Here is a 20,660-nt window from a genome sequence, read left to right as displayed (position 1 = left end):
GGCCAGGAAAGGATAGTCCTGAAAAACCAGAGGCACCCTGTTATCACCCGGCACGTCTTTCGCGTAATAGATACCTTTCACGCCGGGGAGTTTTTTAGCCGCGGAATCATCTATGGATAGTATTCTTATGTGAGGTTTCGGGGCTCTGACCGTGGCGGCGTAAAGCATACCGGGGAATTTGACGTCATTGATAAAAAGAGACTGCCCCGTCACCTTTGAAAAGGCGTCCTTTCTTATCTCCGATTTTCCGACAGAATTAAGATTGCTCTTTTTCATCGCGTCATTTTAACAATAAATGCCCGCGTGGTCAAATAATTGTGACGGGATGACACCCCGCGGAGGCAAATTTTATTTTTGAGGAAGAGTTTTTTCGGCGAAGCGTTTGAGGGCGGATTTGAAACATTCTATGGGGGCGTAAAGAAGGCCCGCTCCTATCTGGCCTATACCCGCGTCCTTGTGGGCTATGCCGGTGTTGATGAAAGGCGGCTGCTGTCTGGCGACGATCTTCCTGATGTCAAAACCGACAGGCGTTCCCCTGAAATTCAAATAGGGTATCTGGAAATTAGACGATTCCCCCGCGCATATATCATAGGTCTGTTTTGTGAATTTCATGGCATCAGAGGGCGTGCCCCCGACGAACTTGACTATCGCCGGCGCACAGGCCATGGCGTTGGCGCCTATGCCCGCGGCCTCCGAAATAGTGGAATCGCCCAGGTCGGGATTGGAATCGGTCTCGTCAAAGCCCGCGAAATAAAGGCCTTTCGGTATTCCGGCGGGCGCAGTAAACCATTCATCGCGGCATCCCGCCACCCGTATGCCGAGCTCCGTTCCGTTTCTGGCCATGACGGAGACGAGGGTTGATTTTTCAAGGCCGGCTATCGTATCGGCGGTCGCTTTGCAGGCGGCCATCGACACATTGAGATAGCTGTGCGGGTTTGACGCGATGAAATCAATGATCTCTTTGATAACACTTTTCGCGATTCCCGTCTTGAGAAGAAGAGGTATCAGCTCTTTTATAAGGATATCCGTAGCCGCGACATTCCTGTTGTGGCACTCATCACCCATCATCAGCGCCTGCGATGTTATGGATTTTATGTCTATACCGTTCGGGGACTGCCTGAGAGCTTCGTTTATCGAAGGGGCCAGCACATCTTCCATCCACTTGAGATGCTTTAACACGCCGGGGGAATTGGCGCCGAACCTCAGCACTTTTCCAAGCCCCTCGTTCAGGGGGCAGTATGCCTTATTGCCGAACTTTTTGTTTTCAACGACATAAACCCACATGGAGGAGGACACCACCCCGGCCATGGGGCCGACAGTTGAATGGTGATGGCAGGGCGAAAAATCTATCTCGCCGCGGTCGACGAGGACCTTCGCTTCCTTAAGGTCCGCGGCCAGTCCCTCATAAACGATGGCGCCCAGAGCCGCGCCCATAACGGGGCCGCACATCTTTTCCTTTGCCACGGGAGGCCCGGCATGGAGTATTAGGTTTTTCTTCATCCCCGGTATCACGTCTTTCGCGCGGGCCGTGGCGATAAGAACGGGCGTTGATTCATTGATCCGGCGGATGCCCTCGGCGTTTGCCGCGTCTATCTCGCCTTTTATCTGTTCGAGCGAATCCAGCAGCGCCGCCATCCCGGTATCGCCCCCTGCAAAAGGCGTGAACCCGGCGTTGCGCACATCAGCGAGCTGCTTTTTCAGCGCGTCGTAGAAAATATCCACTCCCAGGTTGATTATCTTATCGTTCTTAAACATCGTCATTCCTCCATTTTATCGTCTGAGCGGAATTTTTGAGAAACTTCAGCCGCTGGTCGAAAAAGCTCCACGAATCCAGCTTTATAGCGTTCAGCAGCATCTTTATTTCTTTTTCATACATTCTTTTGAGCGTGTCTTTTGAGAGTTCAGGCCACAGCTTTTTTTTGGCTTTTTCATATTCCTCATAATCGGCGTAGGGAAAAGGATGCCGCAGATTGTAAACCTCCGGCACGCTGTAATCGCTTTTGCTGAGCTGTTCCCAGTACTCGACGATATCCCTGAAATGTTTTCTCCAGTTGAAGGCCCTGGCCCCGACGTCATACACGGCGCATCTTTCTATGCGCGATGAAATGGTCTGCGAGGCCTCAAATTCCGGGCTCAGAAGAGCGTTTGTCCTGATAAGGTCGGTGCCGTCTATCGCGAAGGGCAGCTCTCCTTTTTTCTCGACGAGCTCAAAACGGCCCTCTATATAAAACACATAAGCCTTGAAATCACGGTTCTTCTTCCTGAATTTTTTCTCATAAGCACTGATGATCTTTTCCGTGTAAGGCGTGCCTATCGTAAAAAATATGAATCTGTCCAGTTTGACATCCATGTCCAGTATGCAGTCAAAGCCGTTCTTGAGCGTGGTGCCCGTGGCTATAACATCCCCCGCTATGAGAGATGTCACGCCTTCAAGCGAGAATTTCCTGTACTGATCGTGCTTTATCTGCCAGTGCTTGCCCTTCTGCACCCGCTGGGAGGTCATAAAAGAAGCGTTCACTTTTGTGAAACCGTAGCACTTATAAAACTGTTCTATGAAGTTGAAATTCAGACCGCCTCTCAGAAAGTGCAGCGCCGAATATTTCGCGCCGCCCTCGTCCTTGAAGAATTTTTCGGCGAAGGGGGTTTTGAGAAAATTTTCAAGGCCCCTCCTTAAAAGATAGGTGTATTCAAAACCGTGTATCTCAGGCATGTTGAGGATTTTTCTCGTCGCGGGCGTTGAGATTATGTACCTTTCAATGCTTGATGCTGGACATATCCTGTATAGCGCCGCGTTGGTGGGGCCGGGTATTTTTTTAAGATAATCGTTCATTCGGAGAAAAGAATCCCGCGCGCGGCCTCAACCGCCTGCCTGTTCGTGTGATAAACAAAGGCGCCTGCCTCTTCCAGCTTCTTCTGCTGGGCATTATAATCCTGAGGATCACCGTAAGAACCGGTTATGGGCGTGACAAAAACAATACCGGGATTTATTTTTTTCGCCTCCGCTATCGCTTCCGCGAGCTCTCCGGCGGGGTCATTGTGACAGCCCCATCCAAGGGTGCAGTCCAGCAGTATGACGCCGGTCTGGGGGTCTTCCGCCTCCTGAGCTATCCTCTGTTTCCTCAGCGTAAAATCCATCATCGGGTGCGGATATCCCCTCGTGAAATCATCCTCGCCCATATCAACAAGAGAATTTTTGACGCTTTGAAAAACATCCTTAAGCGAAAGATCTTTGTTTATAGGCGTGTTGGAGAAGATCTCAATGTCTTTCAGCAGATAGAGCGCCTCGTAGCAGAGCGTTCCGCCCGCATATAGAGCGCGGAGATATTTACCTTTGAGCTTCGGCAGCCTGTGGCTGGACAAGGGCAGGACGGCTTTCTCATTCAGCAGGCGGCAGGCCGCGACGGCCGCTTCTTCAAGATTGGACGCGAATTTTATGTTGCCGAAATCCTTGAGTTCCATTGTCAGAAAATTGATAACATATTTCTTTCTTCCCGCCTTGGCTTTTGAAATTATCTTATCCGCCACATCAGCATCGGGCGGTTTGGATATTATCACGATGACATCGGTGCTCTTATCGCTTTCCAGCAGATCCATCGCCGCGAGCAGGCTCAATCCGCCGACGGCGCTTTTTATATCCCTGCCTCCGACGCCTATCACCTGCGACATCCCCTGCCCCATCTTGTCTATGGCGCATGTCAGCTCCTGAATACCCGAACCCGACGCTCCGGCGATGCCTATGTTCCCCGGCTTGATGACATTGGCGAAGCCGAGACCTTTGCCGTTTATTATACAGGTGCCGCAGTCAGGGCCCATGAACAGAAGTTTTTTCTCGATAGCGAGTTTTTTGAGCCTTATTTCATCAGAAAGCGGCACATTATCGCTGAAGACCATCACATTTTTTCCGGCCATCAAAGCCCTTTCCGCTTCCCTGGGAACATATCTTCCGGGGATGGACATCAGCACCAGGGCGGCATCGTCCAGAAGCGCTGTGTCAAAAGAGATGTCAGACTCTCCGTCGCTGTCTTTTTCAGAAGATTTAGCGGCCATGACTTTTTGAAAAGACGCGAACATTTTTTCGGCCTGGGCGTTATCCGCGTCAACCGCAAATATGAGATCTGCGCTGAGGGCTTTTTTCCCCTCGTCGGAAAGAAGACCGAGGCTCTCCAGCAGCTCCATGTTCTGGGGAGTCGCCATAACGGCTGAAACGTTTTTGTTGGAGAATTCATTCCTCACGCTGTTCGCCGCGTTCATGAGCACCACGGAATCGTTATAATTATCTTTCAGAATAAAATTTTTCAGCATGCCTTCACAACCTCCGTATTATTTTTGTCCGCGCCGCCGCATGAAACCGCGCGCAGGCACTCGTTTTCCGCCAGGCCCTTGATGACGCCGACAGCCGTGGCGGCGCCCGAGCTGCCGCCGAAAGAAAGGATGGAAAGATCCCCTTCCTTTATAAAGGCGGTTATCTGATCCGAAAATCTCCCGCGAAGGGCGTGCTTTAGAAAATGCGCGCTCAACGGTGTCGTCCTGGAAAGATCGAGTTTAAAGGGTATTTCCATTCCTCCCATTTTTTTCGCGGCGATGTACCCGACGAGGAAATCATCTCCTGAGGGTGTCAGGCCGCCGCCGAGTCCGAGAAGCTTTTTCCAGTTCCTCCCGGCAATGAGGAAATCCAGTATGTTCTTAAAATCATCCTGAGCGAGACGCCATTTATCCTCGGCTCGGGCCGAGGCCTCAAATGAGATGCCGCATTCGGAGGGGAGCTCCAGAGACTTCGCTTCTCCGGATATCAACTCCAGCGATACTTCCTCAAGCGTCTCTAATTGCCCATACACGGATTCCGCAAACTCTATGCCTCCCGGCACGAGCTGGTTGGGGCTTTTGAGAAAAGTGATGAATTCGCCGGCGGGGTTTCTGAAATAACAGGAATTCGCGTATTTTTTGACAGCGCGGAGCTTAAGAAGAGAGGCCGCGCTTATGCAATCGTCGTAATATAGAGCTTTGGCACGCATAGGGTCAATTTATCATTTTCAAAAAGAAAAAGCAAATGTGCGCATTTTAGATAATGTAAGTGTCGCCGAAAAGACGCTTTATCGGGAATAAGTCACTGTTTGACTAAAATTTTTGGCTCAGAAGATCGCCGAGTTTGCGCGCGGCGCGGATCAGATATGCCGGAGCGTTTTTTACGGCTTTTTCCATCTCCATTTTAAAAGGCGTGATCTTTATGAATACCATGGTTTTGCTGTCTTTGATACCCTCTTCCATTTTTCCGGCGAACACCACGACGGTTTTCCCGTATTCCGCGGCTGTTTTCACGACGAAACTGAGTGTTTTGCCCGAAAAGCTCTGTGAGTCAACCCTGCCCTCGCCGGTTATCACCAGATCCGAGGAGGCGATATTGTCATCCAGCTTCATACATTCCGAAACCTTCTCAATACCCGGCTTTATTTCGGCGTCCAGGAAAGCGGCCATTCCGGCGCCCGAACCTCCGGCCGCGCCGCCGCCGGGGATACAGCTTACATCTTTTCCCGTGGCGATTTTTATAATTCGGGCATAATGAGAAAGCGCTTTTTCAAGAAGCATGACTTCGTTCGGCGACGCGCCTTTCTGCGGCGCGAACACAGCCGCGGCACCGCGGGGCCCGATAAGAGGGTTTGTCACGTCGGCGAGTGCCGTGAATTTAACGCCTGTTATTTTTTTTGATAAATGAGAAGTGTCTATCTTAACAAGACCTTTCAAGGCCCCGCCGCCGTCGGGAATATGATTGCCGTGTTTATCCAGAAACTTAACGCCCATGGCCGCGAGCATCCCCGCTCCACCGTCAACCGTGGCTGAGTCGCCCAGGCCGACAAAAATTTCGGCGCATCGGCGCACGAGAGCGTCATTGATGAGTTCTCCCGTGCCGCGGCTGCTTGTTTTCAAGGGCTTCATATCTTTTTTTGGAAGCCTCGAGAGCCCGCTGGCCGAAGCCAGGTCTATAAATGCCCGCTTTGAATGCCCCCCGGCCGGGGCTGAAAGTCCGCCGGTAGGCGTGGCTGAAATGAAATAAGACGCCTTCACTTTTTTCCCGGACGGTCCGCTGACCGTTTTTATCACTTCCTCTCCGAGCAGTGCCCTGCCCAGTATCCGCGCAGTGCCCGCTCCGCCGTCGGCAAGAGGCAAAAGCTTTATGTCGGCAAGGAGCATCGACCTTTCCAGGCCTTCCTTTATGCATGATGCCGCCTCCTCCGCGGAAAGAGATCCCTTGAAACTGTCGGGACAGACGAGGATGTTCAGCTTGTTTTTTTTGGCGCGGAGAGCCTCGGTGCGGTTAATTCTCAGATTTGTATTTTTCTCCATAATTTTATTATACTAAAAAAATGCATAAACCGAACATACCCCGTCCGATAAAAAAAATATGGCGTTTTTTTAAGCCCTTTGTCAGGCAAAGTTTATTTCCTTTTGCCGGCATTGTTTATTCTCTCCTGTGCTGGGCCCTGATGAAAACCGTGCGGATGAAAGTGACAGGCGGCGAAAACCAGGACGAAGTGATGGCGGAGGGGAAAAAATATATTTACGGCTGCTGGGACGGCCGTCAAATAATGCTTCTGCCCTTCGCTATTGGAAAAAAGCTTGTGATTCTCGCGACGCGCTCGGACGCGGGCGAGGTGCTGAAAGTGATACACCGTTTTTTTACCATAAAAGTCGTGCGCGGCTCTTCAAGTTCCGGCGGCGCGGCGGCGCTGAAAGGCATGATACGGGCGCTCCGTTCAGGGCTGAACGGCTCTCTGGCGGTCGACGGCCCTCAGGGGCCGCCGGAGATAGCAAAAGCCGGCATAATACAGATGGCGAAAATGTCTGGCGCCGTAATACTTCCTCTCTCCGCGGGGGTGAGAAAAAAAATCTTTGTTGATTCCTACTGGAACAGGGTGCAGATACCCGTGCCTTTCACCAGCGGCCGCTATGTCATAGGCAAAGCAATAGAGGTGCCGCGCTCGGCGAATAGACACGATATGGATAAAATGTTAACATTGTTCCAGATGGAGCTGGATAGGATAACAAAGGAAAGCGATGAATTTCGTCCAATATTATAAAGACCCGTTTATCCGGGAGCGCATTGCCGAATACTGCGGCGGAGACGCCGATAACCCCGACTCTTTCACCGCGCAATATCTCGTGGGATACGGCCTTGAGCTCCTGCGGGAAAAACACATTGAATTCATGTCCGCCCCCAGGGAATATTTCGATTATCTGCTCGAAAAAAGCCTTGATATATACAGATCCGTGTGGGACATAGAATCCACGCTGGGCGTCCTCGACATAGAATACTTTAACATAGACAACCCGGGGAAAATATACAAAAGCCCCGAAGAGATATTTTCTCTGATAGAACCCGCCTACGCGAAGATCCGCGAGGTTTTCGCGAGGTTCGGTCTCGTGCCCCTCACCATAATGACCGGACAGGGCTATCATTTCTCATTTAAAATATCGCGCTTCTCCGCAGCGGACAAGAAACTTGAGGGAATCGGCTTTGTCGCGGACAAACTCAAAAAACGTTATCAGATAATCAAGGGAAGACGGAAGAAGGCTGTCTCAATAAGGCACGGGAAGGCTTTTGAGGGCATGGGCAAAGTCCTTGAATACGCCGTGCACACCATAATGAAAGAACTCGCCGGCGAAAATTTCGCCATTCCCTGCGTGATAACCGACGTAACCGTCGGCAAATCGTCACGCGGGAAAAGAGAAGCCCTTTCATTTGACCTCTCAATGTACGGCGACCCTATTTTCATGCGCGACATACGCTGCCCTTTCAGCACCCATCAGAAAAATAAAATGCAATGGTACAAAGTGGGCAAAGATGTTGCCGACAACATTGCCCCGCGGCTTGCTCTGCCCAGAAATGACACAGCCCTAAAAAAAATTCTTGAAATTCGCACCAGCCCCGAAAAAACGATAGAATACGCTAAAAATAATTCCTGCAGAATACCGGATTTTTCAAAAGAATTCATGAACCTGCTGAATTCATACGAGGCTTCGCGCCTGCGGGGCATACACCGGGATTTCGACGAAACCCAGGCGCACACGGAAAAAGAATGGCCCGAAACTTACGATATGCTGGATGCTTTCGCACTGCCTGAATGCACGCGTCTCGCCCTGCTTTTGCCCAACGACAACATCCTGCGGCCTACCAATATCCAGAATCTCGTCAGAGTCCTTATGTTCAAAGGCTGGCATCCCAAGCACATAGCGGGCCTCGTCACATCCAAATACGAGAGGGAACAATACAACTGGACGGAAAATTGGGAAAAATATGACGCCGCATCCCGGGCCAATTTTTATGTGCGGATCTTCTCCGATCTCATACTGACGGGAATTGACGGAGAGATAGACCTCAACTGTGTGTCAGCCAAAGAAATGGATTTCTGCCTGAAAGAATGGTGCGGGTGGAATTTGAGTGACTTTAAGTTAAAAGGAGAAAACAAGTGAAAAACATTTTTGTGATTTGTGTTTCATTGCTGATGATCGCGGGCTGCGCGCCTGTGAAAGTAGGGCGCATGGATTCCGCCGCGGAAGTGGATCTTTCCGGGTACTGGAATGACACCGATTCGCGACTCGTGGCGGAAGAAGCCATAAGAGACTGCCTCGGCCGGAGCTGGCTGCCGGACTTCAGCTCCAGCGCGGGAAAAAAACCCAGAGTGATCGTCGGCACTGTCAAAAACATGTCGAGCGAACATATCGCCACAGACACTTTCGTGAAAGACATGGAAAGAGAGCTCATCAATTCCGGCAAAGTGACCTTTGTCGCCGGAGGCGCCGCGAGAGAGGAAATAAGACAGGAAAGAGCCGAACAGCAGAAATTCTCCGGAGACGCCAAAGCGTTCTTCAAGGAAAAAGCAGCGGACTTCATGCTCCAGGGCGGCATAAACAGCATACTGGACAGCGCCGGAAAGACAACACTGCGCTATTATCAGATCGAGCTGGAACTCATTGACATGGAAAGCAACGAAAAGGTCTGGATAGGACAGAAGAAAATCAAAAAGCTCGTCAAGCGTTCCAAGTTCGGCCTTTAACCGTTGAAAACCAGGCTCAAATTATATCTGGCTACGGCGGCGCTGTCTGTCCTTTACGGATGCGCCGGAAAGAATTTTTACGCTAAGATAAACGCCGAATCCGCCGGAGGGCGCTATGAATCCGCCCTTAAGGATATAGAGACAAACCGTAAGGAATATTATCCTTCCAAGGACACCCTTCTCTATTTTCTGGACTCGGGCATGCTCTCGCACCTCGCCGGAAAATACAAAGAGAGCAACGCGGCCTTCGAAAAGGCCAAAATGCTTGCGGAACAGCTCTACACAAAAAGCCTCACTGCCGAGGGCGCTTCTCTTCTGATAAACGATTCCCAGAAAGCTTATGACGGAGAAGATTATGAGATAGCCATGATCTATCTGATCAAAGCCCTTAATTACGCCGCAATGGGCGAGGAAAACAGCGCCATGGTTGAGATAAGGCAGCTCGATCATTTCTTCAAAACTATCAGCGTGAACGGCGGCTCGGCGGGGGATGAGGAAATAAGGCCCGGTGCCTTATATTTTTCAGCCATCGTCAGGGAATCAGCCGGAGACAGCAATGGCGCCCTCATAGATTATAAAAACGCCATTGCGGCTTTTGAGAAAAAAGGCGCAAAACCGCCGAGAGGCCTCATCACGGGCTGTTATGCGGCCGCGGTCAATATGGGCTTCCAGGACGACGCCCAAAGGATTAAAGAGAAATACTCTCTTGAACAGAACGAAATCAGCCCTGCATCCAGAGAGGAAATAATCGTTGTCCATATCAACGGCCCCGCCCCGGTGAAAACAGGCCGCAAAATAGAAGTCTCTTTCGGAGAAGGATGGGCTCACGCGGAAAGCATAAAAACAAGCGGCGATGACCAAAAGAAATTCGCGGCGGCAAACTCGGCGGCTAGAGGATTCGCCTCAAAAAAAACTTTCAGCGTATCCTTCCCCGAATACACACAGCCCCCTTACAGCTGCGCTTACTTAAATATTGAAATCGAAGGAAAAAAATTTAAAACGGAAAAAACATCCGATATAACTTCCGCCGCCGTCAAGAGCCTGAAAGACCGTATAAACCGCATACGCGCTAAATCCATCGCGAGAGCCTGGATAAAACACGTGCTCGCCAGAGAAGCCGAAAAATCCGCCGAAAAAAGCAGGGGGAAGACCATGGGCATGCTCGTCGGCGGCGGACTGAGAGCTCTTTCCGCCGCGACAGAACAGGCGGATATCAGATCCTGGCGGACATTAGGCTCGGAGATCGCCATTTGCCGTATCCCCGCCGAAGAAGGCACTCACAATCTGCGGCTGAATATGAAAACCAAGTTCGGAGCCGATATCGGCGAAAAGATCCTGGGCGGGGTGCAGGTTAAAAAGAACAAAAAAACTTTTCTCACCGTCCGCACTTTTATTTAACCAAACGAAACAATCCGGCAGATGGTATCCGGAGCGGGCCATATGAGCGAGGGGTTTTGCCCCGTGTCCCGAGCGAATTGGCAGCGAACCGCATACGTGAGCGGCCGTCTACGGATATCTCTGCCGGTATTGGATATTATTGGATTGAGATTCCGAGTTCGTCGGCGACGGCCATGAAAAAATCATCCAGATCGTCGCTGACATCCAAAGACAACCGTTCCGCTTTTATGTTCACGGGGCCTTTGTTCACAAGGACTATTTTACCGTACGCGGAATCGGGAATTGCCGCCGCGGGATAGACTTCCAGAGAAGAACCTATTATGATGAACAAGTCGCTTTCGCAGGCGAGTTTTACTGATTCTCCGAGGCGCTTTACACCTTCGCCGTAAAAAACGATATCCGGTTTTATCACCACGCCGCAGCCGCATCGCGGCACTTCCGCGCTCAATATTTTCGGTTCCATCTCGGAATAACTGTATTCTCTCGCGCAGGACATGCAGCGGCTCGTCCAGAAACTGCCGTGGAGTTCGACAACATTGACCGACCCCGCTTTCTGATGCAGGGCGTCTATGTTCTGCGTTATTATCCCCTTGAGTTTTCCCGTTTTCTCCAGCTCCGAGAAAAAATGATGGGTGAAAGTCGGATTTATTTTTTTAAATTGCTGTATGAAATCCCTCGCAAAATCGTAAAAATATCCGGGCTCTTTCAAAAACTCGTCTATATCAAATAATTTCTGCGGGTCGTATTTACCCGAATTGTACAAACCTTTGGCGCCCCTGAAATCGGCCAGGCCCGCGTTCGTTGAACATCCCGCCCCGCTTAGCGCCGCTGCCGAGCGCGACACTTCCAAAAGACGGGCGAAGCCGGCGGCGGATTCTTTTCTTATCGGCACAGATCTATTTAGCGGCCTGGCGTATTTTGTTCACGGATTCCCTGTTCATATCCGAGACAAGTTTCTGTATTTTTTTGATATCCATGTCCGCGGGCAAGTCCAAACCCGGCAAAGTCGAGGACATCTCCTTCAGCAGTTTTTCTATCTCTCCGGGATCAACGCCTTTCAGTACTTTTGCCATCTGTGACAGGTCTATATCGTTAATATCCAGTCCGCCGGGGATACTCCCCTGAACTTCAGGCAGGGATTGCCGCGCTATTTTTGCCAAAGCGATCATCTTTGTCAGCTCCGCGACCTTCTCTGTTTTCATGAAAATATTTTTTTTGGATGCGGCCTTATACATCCGAGATTTACTGAATATATCAGGCGTGGCGGATCCTGTCAGAGAGATGAACACGTCCACTGACCACATAAGGGCAAGGGACAGGATCGCGGCTTTCAGAAAACCTATGGCGGCGCCGAGGGCCCTGTTAGCAAAACGCAGCGCGGCCTTTTTCAAAAAACGGGATTCTACAAATTTTCCGATGAGGACTATAACGAAATAGAGAATGAACCACAGCACAACACGCCCGGCGGACTGGATCAGCACATAATTGCCGAGATCGTGTTTAAAGGCCGGCAGGAGCAAGGCGGTCAGGGGCGCGGAAAAGAAAAAAGCCGCCGCGAAGGCCAGCAGACTGAATATCTCACGAAGAGCCCCTTTGAAAAAGCCCCACGCGAAAAACATCAGCGCTAAGATAATGATCAGAGTGTCAGCGTTCATCGTTTTAGTATACAAAACGGATGCTCCCGCGGACAATAGCGCCATAGAGGGAACAGCTCTATGGCAAATTCAGATAATTTTATGTAGAATATGAAGGTGGTTGTATTGGCGAAACCTGTTTTTATAAGGAGGGGCTCATGAATCACACTGAAGTCATCACGGTAAAAAATCTTGGGGAAAAAACCGAATACCTTTTAAAATTCTGCCTCTCCTCGATATGCGCCATTCTCTCATCCGACGGAGGCTCCATTATGCTCGTGGATGATGACGGAAAAAATCTCACCGTCGCGGCGGCCGCCGGAAGCAACAAGCACGACGCCATCGGAAAAAAAGTCGTCGTCGGCGAAAGAGTCAGCGGGAAAGCCGCGAAAACAATGGCCTCCGTCCTTATCAAAGGCGAGGTGGACGTGAATTCCGACAAACATTTCCGCGGCATGAAAAAATACGAAAATATCAGTTCCGGCATGAGCGTGCCCTTTATAAAAAACGGCAAAGCCCGCGGAGTGATAAACATCAAAAGAACGGAACAAACTGAGTCCCTGACTCAGGAAAATGTTGAAACAGTGGAGATCATAGCCCGGGAACTCGCCCTCGCTCTCTAATAAGTAACTGCCTCAGATGGTATCCGAAGCGGGCCATATGAGCGAGGGGTTTGGCCCCTGCCCCGAGTGAATTGGCAGCGAAGCGCATACCTGAGCGGCCGTCTGAGGATACTTCTGAGGTGATTGTGAGTTAATGGCCGCCGAGGACGGTGTAGCCGCGCCTTCTCAGATCTTCGGCGAGATCAACCTCCATTTTTACGGCCTCCTTATATGTCATGGGATTGAGATGCTCATAGAGCGACGGCATCAGAGCTATACCGTATTTGTGCACCCATGAGCTCGATTTATAACCGCTCCTGTGATTCTTGAAACGCTCGGCAACTTTCAGCCCCGTCATACCCACATAAATGCAGGGTTTCTCAAGATCCCTGCTTCTGTTCAGATCAAAAACTTTCTCAAACTGCTTGATCTTGTTATCCAGCCTGACCACATAAACGCTGTAATGTTTCCCGGACTTAAAGAGTTTTTTTAATAATCTCATGCTTCAGCGCGCGTAGCGGCTCTTGTACACCTTGAGATCCTGAATTCCCTCAAGGCCGTATTCATCAATTTCTTCGGGCGTGGCGCCGCCCTTGCGGTTCGCCGCGGCGACAAATATGGCGAGGATCTCCTCCAAACCCTCCTCATTGAAAGCGTAAAGCTCACTCTCCTCTTTCAGCGTCGTGTAGCGTATGGAATAGTCCAGGAAATCCATCAGGCCGAATATCTGCGAGATGAGTTTTAATTTCGCCCTTGAAATCCTTTTCTTTTTGCGGACAGCCTTATAATCTTTTTCCATTTCAGGCCGAGCGCTGAAAACCTTTTGTTCCGCTTTTTGCGTGAGCACCCGTTTTTTCTCAAGGCCTCGGAGCGCTTTTTTTCCTGCCTCAGCGTGTATTCGGCAACGCTTATCGGCACGCCGCACTTGATCGTTTCTATTATGTGCTGCTTGTCGGATTCGCTATAGCCGCTCATTGCCTTAACCTTCAGAATCCTTTCCCGCAGTTCCTGATCCCTGATATACAGATAGCCCGAAGCCAGAGCCGCGATGATAAAAAGCAGTATAAAAAAGCCGCGGGTGTTTCCCCGTCTGACGGCGACTTTGAATTTTCTTTTAATCCTCATTATTGTTTACACTCCGCCCGGCACTCTTCATTATAACCGAGTTTGACAGGAAAACGCAACCAGCCGCCAAGAAATAGTTGCAAAATAGAGTTAAAAGAATTAAAAAAAAATACGCGCCTGCAGGGATTCGAACCCCGGGCCCTCTGCTTAGAAGGCAGATGCTCTATCCGACTGAGCTACAGGCGCAGTAAAGGGTAATTTTATTTGTTTTTTATAAACAATGCAATAAGCCGTTTTCCGAACAGCTGCGGCGGGCCTTCGGGTTTGGCGACATCGGAAAGAATTTCTTTTATCTTGTCCATCTGCTTGTAACCTTCGGTTTTGAAAGCATTTTCCCTGCCCCTGAAAAAAATGGTCACCTTGACCTTGTCTCCCATAGAGAGGAATTTTTTGGCCTTGCCGACCTTCACCTCTATGTCATGGTCGTCGGTATGCGGGCGGAAACGGATTTCCTTGAGAGTGGAAACATGTTTCGGCCCTTTATTTTTTTTCGCCTTCGTATATCTGTATTTGGCGTAATCAAGTATCCTGCACACAGGCACTTCCCTGTCTGAAACCTGCATCAGGTCCAGGCCTTTGACCCTTGCCATATTCAGCGCCTTGAATGTCTCGATCAAACCCACATTGTTCCCTTTTTCATCAATGAGCTGCACTTTTGCCGCGTTGATCCGCTCGTTGATAGGCGGACCTTTTGTAAATTTTGTCACCTTGTTTTTTCCTCCTGAATTCCATCTTCCAGCATCTTCGCCGCCATCTCAAAATCTTTTCTGTCCGTCAATTTCATATTACAGCACTCGACGCTGACGATCGCGACAGGCACGCCCAGTTCTTCCATCACCGCCGCCTCGTCGGTAAACAGCCGCTTCCCTGAGAGAAGCTTTCTTATTTTATCCAACGCTCCGGGCCTGAAAGCCTGCGGCGTCTGGGCAGCAAAGAGCTTTGTCCTGTCAAGAGTTTTTTTTACAAAACCCCCGTCCGCCTCCTTCACCGTGTCATTTATCTTTTCCGCAGCCAGAGCCGCGCCGTGCCTCGATGCGGCCCTCAAGACCGATTTGATGAGCTTCTCTTTTATAAATGGTCTCGCGGCGTCGTGAACGAGCACCGTCCGCGTGTCTTTTTCCATGAACCCAAGAGCGTTAAAGAGCGAATCCTGGCGCCTGGCGCCGCCGGCGATGATTTTCAATTTCGGGTTTTCAATCCCGATCTTCCTCACCCATGAGGCCGGAACGGCCAGAAGCACCCTGTCTATCTCAGCGCTTGCCAGAAGCGCGTCAAGGCTGTGCCTGTAAAGCTCTTTTCCGGCGATCTTCACAAATGGCTTGGGAGAGGCAAAACCCGCGCGGGAGCCTTCGCCCGAGGCCAGGAGCACCGCGCAGGATGGTCTGTAATCACTCCCTGTCATTATCAAGCTTCGCGAATATCATTCTTCCGGCGTCCGTCTGCAGAAAACTCACAACGATAATTTTTTTCTTCTGACCTATGAAACGCCTCGCGTTATCAACGACTATCATCGTACCGTCGTCAAGATAGCCCACTGCCTGGCGCGATTCTTTCCCCTCTTTGAGAAGGAATATATCCAGGGCCTCTCCGGGAAGAACAACAGGTTTGAGCGATTTAGCCAGAAGATTCACATTCAAAACGCCTATCCCCCGGATCTCGGCGACCTTCGCGAGATTGGTGTCGGATGTCATGAGTTTTGACCCCAGGTCGGAGGTGCATTTGAGCAATTTCTCGTCGGTGGAAGCCAGATCCTTATAATCTTTCTCATATATCTTCACCCTCACGCCGGAGTCTTCCTTTTCCAGGAAAGTGATGGTCTGGAGACCGCGTTTTCCGCGCGTCCTTTTGGAATCTTCCGAGGAATCGGCGAGCGTCTGAAGCTCGCTGATGACGAAACGCGGTATCACCGCCATGCGGCTCATGAATCCGGCTTTGGCTATGTCGGCTATTCTGCCGTCGATAAGGATGCAGGAATCAACTATTATGCTCTCGGGTATCATCCTCTTGGATGTGAAAGAAATGCTCTTATCCAGAAGATACATCTCTCCTTTTTTCTTCACGGCGATGAGCATCCCGGTGTAAGCGGCCGTTAATTTGATAAGGAGCGCATACTGCTCCCAGACGACTATCACCTTGTCGCTGAAAGTCACGAGCACAATATAATCTACGGCTTTCACCGCGATAAGACCCAGGACTATACCCATTCCGGCGGCGATGATGTCGTCAAGGGGGGCCTTTTCCAGCACCCACTCAATGAAAATGACCAGCACGGCGGCCCCGGTGCCGATAAGAATACCCTTAGGGCCGGCCGAAATACTGAAATAACCGATGATGGGACCCAGAATAATAATAAAGGTCCTCGCAAACCACATAAACATAATAAACCTCCAATTGCCCTGCCGCGCCCGCGGAGGGAAATCCCGTTACAAACGGGACACAGGCCATATCAGTTTTTAGCCAGGAGTTCTCCGAGCTGCCTGATATGGCCGACTTCAATCACTTTTATTTTTTTTCCGCGGTAAACCGCGCCGCCTGACGGAACAGCCATGGTCTTAAAACCCAGATTTTCCGCTTTTTTTATTCTTTCCTCCAGCCTTGAAACGCCGCGCACCTCGCCGCCGAGGCCTATCTCTCCGGTGAAAACGAGGTCTTTCGGCATGAGTTTTTTCCTGTACGATGATACGATAGCCGCGGCCGCGGCCAGATCGCTTCCGGGTTCGCTTATGCGGATGCCTCCGGCGACATTCAGAAAAACATCGCAGGTTGAAAGTTTCAAACCCAGATATCTCTCAAGTATGGCTATGATCAGATAAGCCCTGTTGAGTTCCAGCCCCGTCACCTGACGGCGCGGATACTGAAAAGAAGATATATTGATGAGCGCCTGTATCTCGGCGATAAACGGCGAACTGCCCTGATAAGAGCAAACAGCCGCCGAACCCGGAGCGTTGCAGCGGCCCGACAGGAAAAAAGCCGACGGATCCTCAACGGTTTCAAGCCCCCTGCCCGTCATGTGAAAAACGGCCAGCTCATTGGTGTTGCCGAAACGGTTTTTCGTTGAATACAGGAGCCTGTATCCGTGCACGGGGCTTTCCTCAAGATAAAACACCCCGTCCACCATGTGCTCTATTATTTTCGGACCCTGCAAAATACCCTCTTTTGTTATGTGCCCTGAAAGAATGAAAGCGGTGTTGGTGGTTTTGGCGTATTCCACTATCAGCGATGTCACCTCTTTGATCGCCGAGGGCGAGGCGGCCGCCGACGTGGAATTTTTAAATGCCTGCACGGAATCAAGTATGACAATATCCGGTTTGAGACGCGAGGCCTCATGCATTGCTTCGCCTATGTCCCTTGTGGCGAGAAGTTTCACATCACCGCCTTTCGCGATCCTTTCAGACCTGATCTTTATCTGCGCGAGCGATTCCTCTCCCGTTATGTAAAGCACTTTTTTGACCGCGGCCGCCGTCTGAAGCAGCAGCGTGGATTTTCCTATGCCCGGAGCTCCCGCCAGAAGAAGCACGGAGCCTTTGACGATTCCCCCGCCGAGCACGCGGTCTATTTCTTTTATTCCGGAGCTTATTCTTTCTTCTTTCGACGAGGCCACTTCGGATATTTTCATTGAAGGCCTGTAATCAGATCTTTTCCCGGAGTCTTTAACCGCGTCATCCGCTATTTCCGAGAATGTGTCCCATTCTCCGCAATAAGGGCATTTGCCCTGACGGCCGGGCGATTGAAAACCGCATTCTTTACAGACAAACATATAATGGGTCTACGGATATCTCTGAGGCGCGTGCCTTATGGCCAAACTCCGGCAAGCGTTTCTTCATTTCGCGCCGGTGGCGGCCAGCGACCCCAATCCGAAAAGATAGGGCAGATCTTCGTCGTAATAGATCAGATTCAGGCCCACCTGAAAATTAGAGCTTTCCATAGCGTCGGAGACGCCGGCGTTTACATAAAGCCAGTTCGTGAACCTGATCCTGGCGTTGACATCAACCCAGGGTGTTGTTTCGCCGTTTACCTTTCTGTCAAAACGGTAGGCTTTGGATTCAAGAGACAGTGATTTGAAAGGCTCAACGGATATCCCCACACCGCCCGCGGATTTAATGAGGCCGCCGAAAATCGTCACAGGCCCGAAAACTCTGCCGAGATAAGCGTCGGCGGACACGATTTTCTCACCTGTGCTTTCAGAAACATCATATGATGAACCGTCCTTCTCCTTTATATTGGACACGCCGAGATAATAAAATTTGTTCGCCCGGGGCACGATTTTCACGCCCAGGTCGCTGCGGTATTTATTGTCTCCCGTGTTATGCCGGAGCTGATAATTCCAGTAGGTTTTGAAATCCGTTATTCTGCCAAGGGCTTTCTCGGCGGAACTCGCGGCTTTCTTCAGGCTGGACACGGTTTGCCGCACGTCGCCGGCGACTTCCTTATCCGATACCAGGGCGTCAAAGGCGCCCTCGGAATCATTGAGCTTCACCATGAGTTTGTCTATGCCTTCAAAAGCCTCTGTCGCCGAATCAACAAGATCCGGGAATTTCTCAAGAGCCTCCCTCAGGTCTTTGCCTTTACCGTCAAGGCTGTCTGTGAATTTTCTTATATTCTTCACGGATTTCTTTATATCCTGAACGATGTCCTTGATATCATTCTCGTCTTCTATCCCGACATCTATTTTACGCGTAATGTTTCTCACATTATCCAGGATATCCCTGAGCGTTTTGCCGACAGGGTCATCGCCTTCTTCGGGGTTGAGCGATTCCAGCAGTTCCTCTATGCTGACCGATGAGATCCCTTTGATGGTTTCGCCCGATTTGATGCGCGGAGCAGCAGGGTCGCCGGCGCTCAACTGAAGATATTTTGTCCCTATAACACCGGTGGAAACGACTCGCACCTTGCAGCCGTGACGCACGGGATATTTGCTGTCTATGCGCACTGTGACTTTCGCCTTGCCTTCTTCGGTTATTTCAAAATCAACGACTCTGCCGACCTGAACACCGGCTATCCGCACCGGAGAATCGTCGCTGAGTCCGGAAATATCGTTAAACACGATGTTAAAGTTATAGCCCGGCCGTAGCTGCACTTTTCCGAGCACTATGATGACAGAGGCCGTTACAGCCATCCCGACGGCGACAAACATCCCGACTCTCACGCTATTTTTCATATAATCCCCCGCTTATCATTCTATATTCCCCGCGTTGATAAAGTTTCTCAGGCTTTCCAGCTTCGTGTTTTTAATTTCGCCTACCGTGCCTATTTCCTGTATCAAACCGTCATGAAGAAAAGCTATTCTGTGAGACACCTTAAAGGCCGAATGCATATCATGCGTGACCACCACGGAGCTTATCTTCGTCTGCTTATTCAAATCCAGTATTAAATCGTTTATTGATTCGGCCAGAAGCGGGTCAAGGCCCGTCGTGGGTTCGTCATACAAAAGATATTTCGGCGAAGTGGCGAGAGCCCGCGCCAGCGCGACGCGTTTTTTCATGCCCCCCGAGAGAGACGACACGCTCAAAAGTTCATTACCCTGCATGCTCACCATAGCGAGCACCTCGGTAACCCTTCTTTTTATGGCTATTTCGTTCATTGATGTCAGATGCCTTAATCCAAAGGCCACGTTCTCATAAACATTCAGGCTGTCAAAAAGCGCGGCGCTCTGAAAAAGCATTCCGAATTTTGACTGGATTTTAAGAAGTTCCGCGTCATTCAACTTTGAAATATCCACGCCGTCTATGATTATGCTTCCCCCATCCGGCTTGAAAATTCCCAGCACATGTTTGAAGAGAACCGATTTTCCCTGGCCGGAGCCGCCGATCACCGTCAGCACCTCACCGTCGTGAATATCCAGGTTCAGACCTTTCAGCACCTCTTTGCCGTTGAAGCTCTTGCTGAGATCGCGTATTTCTATACCCATCAGCCTATCCCCATGCTTATGAGCAGCGACGACATAAAAAAATCAGTTGTCAGTATCAGCACCATCGCCGTGACGACAGCCTTTGTCGTGGCTTTGCCCACACCTTCCGCGCCGCCTTCCGTGACCAGGCCGTTATAACATGAGATCGACGCGATGATCAGGGCAAAAACAAGCGTTTTCAGCAATCCGTGAAAAAGATCCGACAAGCCCATCTGTTTTATTTCTTCCCAGTATTTTGAAAAAGGAATGCTGAGTTTGTACAAGCTCACGATAAGGCCGCCGAAAATACCGGCGCAGTTCGAGAAAACGACAAGGAAAGGAAGCACTACCATAAAAGCTATGAAGCGCGGCACGCAGATATATTCCACGGGTTCAGTTCCGAGGGTATAGAGAGCGTCTATCTGTTCAGTCACCTTCATGGTACCGATTTCGGCCGTCATAGCCGCTCCGGCGCGGCCGGTCACGACAATTGAGGTCAGCACAGGGCCGAGTTCCAGAACCATGGAATATCCCACCGCCAGGCCCACATAAATGGGCTCATTAAAAACGGAACGGAAGGTCTCACCCGTCTGGAGCGCCAGCACCATTCCCGTAAAAAATCCGCACAGAATAGCCAGAGACACGGAATTGACGCCTATAAAAAGCATCTGATCAATTGTATTTTTCCAGTTAATATGACCGCGGATGATGGCATGAAGCGTTTTATAAAAAAGCTCCACTTCCCCTTTAATAAAAAGTATAGAGTATAATAAAATTTCCGTCAAGTCTTGACAAGATTTTGGAAGTATGATATAATGCCCTGTTAAAAAAATCGCTCTTTGAAAATTGAATAAGCCAAATCAATAACTTGTATGCTTTTTATTCTCTATCTCCTACTCTTAGCAAACCCGCCGCCAAGGGCGGGTAACCTAAAAACCCCGCTAAAAAGCAGGGTTTCCAGTTC

General features: G+C 50.3%; 23 protein-coding genes and 1 tRNA gene. 5 read left to right on the top strand and 19 right to left on the bottom strand.

What is annotated here, in order from left to right; all coding sequences use genetic code 11:
* From FP827_05630 to FP827_05605, 6 genes are all read right to left on the bottom strand, one after another.
* The coding region (locus FP827_05630) for a hypothetical protein (protein MBA3052552.1) at positions 1–276 on the bottom strand (276 nt) is incomplete at its 3' end.
* Positions 277–348: 72 nt separating this feature from the next.
* Positions 349–1,761 carry a DUF1116 domain-containing protein gene (locus FP827_05625; GenBank protein ID MBA3052551.1) on the bottom strand — a complete coding sequence of 471 codons (1,413 nt, stop codon included), beginning with the start codon at positions 1,759–1,761 and terminating at the stop codon, positions 349–351.
* Positions 1,748–2,830 (bottom strand): hypothetical protein, encoded by a 1,083-nt coding sequence (locus FP827_05620; protein MBA3052550.1) that lies wholly within the window; start codon positions 2,828–2,830, stop codon positions 1,748–1,750. The genes FP827_05625 and FP827_05620 overlap by 14 nt, the downstream gene beginning before the upstream one ends.
* Positions 2,827–4,302 carry an acyl-CoA synthetase FdrA gene (gene fdrA / locus FP827_05615; protein MBA3052549.1) on the bottom strand — a complete coding sequence of 492 codons (1,476 nt, stop codon included), beginning with the start codon at positions 4,300–4,302 and terminating at the stop codon, positions 2,827–2,829. The genes FP827_05620 and fdrA overlap by 4 nt, the downstream gene beginning before the upstream one ends.
* On the bottom strand, positions 4,296–5,012 hold the full coding sequence (locus FP827_05610) for a DUF2877 domain-containing protein (protein MBA3052548.1): 717 nt from the start codon (positions 5,010–5,012) through the stop codon (positions 4,296–4,298). Before FP827_05610 ends, fdrA begins: the two co-directional genes overlap by 7 nt.
* Before the next feature lie 103 nt (positions 5,013–5,115).
* Positions 5,116–6,339 carry a glycerate kinase gene (locus tag FP827_05605; protein MBA3052547.1) on the bottom strand — a complete coding sequence of 408 codons (1,224 nt, stop codon included), beginning with the start codon at positions 6,337–6,339 and terminating at the stop codon, positions 5,116–5,118.
* A gap of 20 nt (positions 6,340–6,359) precedes the next feature.
* On the opposite strand from FP827_05605, the gene FP827_05600 reads away from it, so the two are divergent.
* From FP827_05600 to FP827_05585, 4 genes are read left to right on the top strand one after another with little or no spacing between them, the layout of a single operon-like run.
* Positions 6,360–7,073 (top strand): DUF374 domain-containing protein, encoded by a 714-nt coding sequence (locus tag FP827_05600; GenBank protein MBA3052546.1) that lies wholly within the window; start codon positions 6,360–6,362, stop codon positions 7,071–7,073.
* Positions 7,051–8,466, top strand: coding sequence for a hypothetical protein (locus FP827_05595; protein ID MBA3052545.1), 1,416 nt, complete (start codon positions 7,051–7,053; stop codon positions 8,464–8,466). Before FP827_05600 ends, FP827_05595 begins: the two co-directional genes overlap by 23 nt.
* 32 nt (positions 8,467–8,498) lie before the next feature.
* Entirely contained in the window at positions 8,499–9,050 is a 552-nt protein-coding gene (locus tag FP827_05590; protein MBA3052544.1) for a penicillin-binding protein activator LpoB, read from the top strand.
* Positions 9,051–9,053: 3 nt separating this feature from the next.
* Entirely contained in the window at positions 9,054–10,448 is a 1,395-nt protein-coding gene (locus tag FP827_05585) for a hypothetical protein (GenBank protein ID MBA3052543.1), read from the top strand.
* A gap of 136 nt (positions 10,449–10,584) precedes the next feature.
* Here FP827_05585 and FP827_05580 read toward each other — a convergent pair whose 3' ends face one another.
* Positions 10,585–11,334 (bottom strand): RNA polymerase subunit sigma, encoded by a 750-nt coding sequence (locus FP827_05580; protein ID MBA3052542.1) that lies wholly within the window; start codon positions 11,332–11,334, stop codon positions 10,585–10,587.
* A gap of 10 nt (positions 11,335–11,344) precedes the next feature.
* Positions 11,345–12,148 carry a CvpA family protein gene (locus FP827_05575; GenBank protein ID MBA3052541.1) on the bottom strand — a complete coding sequence of 268 codons (804 nt, stop codon included), beginning with the start codon at positions 12,146–12,148 and terminating at the stop codon, positions 11,345–11,347.
* A 92-nt stretch (positions 12,149–12,240) separates the two neighbouring features.
* Between FP827_05575 and FP827_05570 the strand changes: the two genes are divergently transcribed.
* The gene (locus tag FP827_05570; protein ID MBA3052540.1) at positions 12,241–12,705 is read left to right on the top strand and encodes a GAF domain-containing protein; all 465 of its coding nucleotides are present in this window, start codon (positions 12,241–12,243) and stop codon (positions 12,703–12,705) included.
* Positions 12,706–12,835: 130 nt separating this feature from the next.
* On the opposite strand, the gene FP827_05565 is transcribed toward FP827_05570, so the two are convergent.
* From FP827_05565 to FP827_05515, 11 genes are all read right to left on the bottom strand, one after another.
* Entirely contained in the window at positions 12,836–13,186 is a 351-nt protein-coding gene (locus FP827_05565) for a hypothetical protein (GenBank protein ID MBA3052539.1), read from the bottom strand.
* A 3-nt stretch (positions 13,187–13,189) separates the two neighbouring features.
* Entirely contained in the window at positions 13,190–13,483 is a 294-nt protein-coding gene (locus FP827_05560) for a hypothetical protein (GenBank protein MBA3052538.1), read from the bottom strand.
* A complete protein-coding gene (locus tag FP827_05555; GenBank protein MBA3052537.1) occupies positions 13,426–13,809 on the bottom strand; it encodes a hypothetical protein in 384 nt (127 codons plus the stop codon). Before FP827_05555 ends, FP827_05560 begins: the two co-directional genes overlap by 58 nt.
* A 112-nt stretch (positions 13,810–13,921) precedes the next feature.
* Positions 13,922–13,995: transfer RNA gene (locus FP827_05550), tRNA-Arg, on the bottom strand.
* A gap of 14 nt (positions 13,996–14,009) precedes the next feature.
* A complete protein-coding gene (locus FP827_05545) occupies positions 14,010–14,516 on the bottom strand; it encodes a translation initiation factor IF-3 (GenBank protein ID MBA3052536.1) in 507 nt (168 codons plus the stop codon).
* A complete protein-coding gene (gene ispD, locus FP827_05540) occupies positions 14,513–15,211 on the bottom strand; it encodes a 2-C-methyl-D-erythritol 4-phosphate cytidylyltransferase (protein MBA3052535.1) in 699 nt (232 codons plus the stop codon). The genes FP827_05545 and ispD overlap by 4 nt, the downstream gene beginning before the upstream one ends.
* Complete coding sequence (locus tag FP827_05535) at positions 15,198–16,181, bottom strand: hypothetical protein (GenBank protein MBA3052534.1); 984 nt, start codon at positions 16,179–16,181, stop codon at positions 15,198–15,200. Before FP827_05535 ends, ispD begins: the two co-directional genes overlap by 14 nt.
* A gap of 74 nt (positions 16,182–16,255) precedes the next feature.
* Positions 16,256–17,566, bottom strand: a complete 1,311-nt coding sequence (radA, locus tag FP827_05530; protein ID MBA3052533.1) for a DNA repair protein RadA — start codon at positions 17,564–17,566, stop codon at positions 16,256–16,258.
* A 63-nt stretch (positions 17,567–17,629) separates the two neighbouring features.
* Positions 17,630–18,967: an MCE family protein gene (locus FP827_05525; protein ID MBA3052532.1), complete on the bottom strand. Its 1,338-nt coding sequence runs from the start codon at positions 18,965–18,967 to the stop codon at positions 17,630–17,632.
* Positions 18,968–18,982: 15 nt separating this feature from the next.
* The gene (locus FP827_05520) at positions 18,983–19,720 is read right to left on the bottom strand and encodes an ATP-binding cassette domain-containing protein (GenBank protein ID MBA3052531.1); all 738 of its coding nucleotides are present in this window, start codon (positions 19,718–19,720) and stop codon (positions 18,983–18,985) included.
* Entirely contained in the window at positions 19,717–20,529 is an 813-nt protein-coding gene (locus FP827_05515) for an ABC transporter permease (protein MBA3052530.1), read from the bottom strand. Before FP827_05515 ends, FP827_05520 begins: the two co-directional genes overlap by 4 nt.
* Positions 20,530–20,660 lie beyond the last annotated feature (131 nt).

The organism is Candidatus Omnitrophota bacterium (genome assembly GCA_013791745.1).
Lineage (GTDB): Bacteria > CG03 > CG03 > CG03 > CG03 > CG03.
The sequence above is the reverse complement of the archived record's forward strand: the minus strand, read 5'-3'. Positions and strand labels throughout refer to the sequence as shown.

Bases quoted from the DNA above. Each gene is read 5' to 3' on its own strand.
- FP827_05600 (MBA3052546.1), top strand. From the start codon at position 6,360: ATGCATAAACCGAACATACCCCGTCCGATAAAAAAAATATGGCGTTTT.
- FP827_05525 (MBA3052532.1), bottom strand. From the start codon at position 18,967: ATGAAAAATAGCGTGAGAGTCGGGATGTTTGTCGCCGTCGGGATGGCT.
- FP827_05605 (MBA3052547.1), bottom strand. From the start codon at position 6,339: ATGGAGAAAAATACAAATCTGAGAATTAACCGCACCGAGGCTCTCCGC.
- radA (MBA3052533.1), bottom strand. From the start codon at position 17,566: ATGTTTGTCTGTAAAGAATGCGGTTTTCAATCGCCCGGCCGTCAGGGC.
- FP827_05570 (MBA3052540.1), top strand. From the start codon at position 12,241: ATGAATCACACTGAAGTCATCACGGTAAAAAATCTTGGGGAAAAAACC.
- FP827_05535 (MBA3052534.1), bottom strand. From the start codon at position 16,181: ATGTGGTTTGCGAGGACCTTTATTATTATTCTGGGTCCCATCATCGGT.
- FP827_05620 (MBA3052550.1), bottom strand. From the start codon at position 2,830: ATGAACGATTATCTTAAAAAAATACCCGGCCCCACCAACGCGGCGCTA.
- fdrA (MBA3052549.1), bottom strand. From the start codon at position 4,302: ATGCTGAAAAATTTTATTCTGAAAGATAATTATAACGATTCCGTGGTG.
- FP827_05560 (MBA3052538.1), bottom strand. From the start codon at position 13,483: ATGGAAAAAGATTATAAGGCTGTCCGCAAAAAGAAAAGGATTTCAAGG.
- FP827_05610 (MBA3052548.1), bottom strand. From the start codon at position 5,012: ATGCGTGCCAAAGCTCTATATTACGACGATTGCATAAGCGCGGCCTCT.
- FP827_05575 (MBA3052541.1), bottom strand. From the start codon at position 12,148: ATGGCGCTATTGTCCGCGGGAGCATCCGTTTTGTATACTAAAACGATG.
- FP827_05595 (MBA3052545.1), top strand. From the start codon at position 7,051: ATGAATTTCGTCCAATATTATAAAGACCCGTTTATCCGGGAGCGCATT.
- FP827_05625 (MBA3052551.1), bottom strand. From the start codon at position 1,761: ATGACGATGTTTAAGAACGATAAGATAATCAACCTGGGAGTGGATATT.
- ispD (MBA3052535.1), bottom strand. From the start codon at position 15,211: ATGACAGGGAGTGATTACAGACCATCCTGCGCGGTGCTCCTGGCCTCG.
- FP827_05555 (MBA3052537.1), bottom strand. From the start codon at position 13,809: ATGAGGATTAAAAGAAAATTCAAAGTCGCCGTCAGACGGGGAAACACC.
- FP827_05565 (MBA3052539.1), bottom strand. From the start codon at position 13,186: ATGAGATTATTAAAAAAACTCTTTAAGTCCGGGAAACATTACAGCGTT.
- FP827_05590 (MBA3052544.1), top strand. From the start codon at position 8,499: ATGATCGCGGGCTGCGCGCCTGTGAAAGTAGGGCGCATGGATTCCGCC.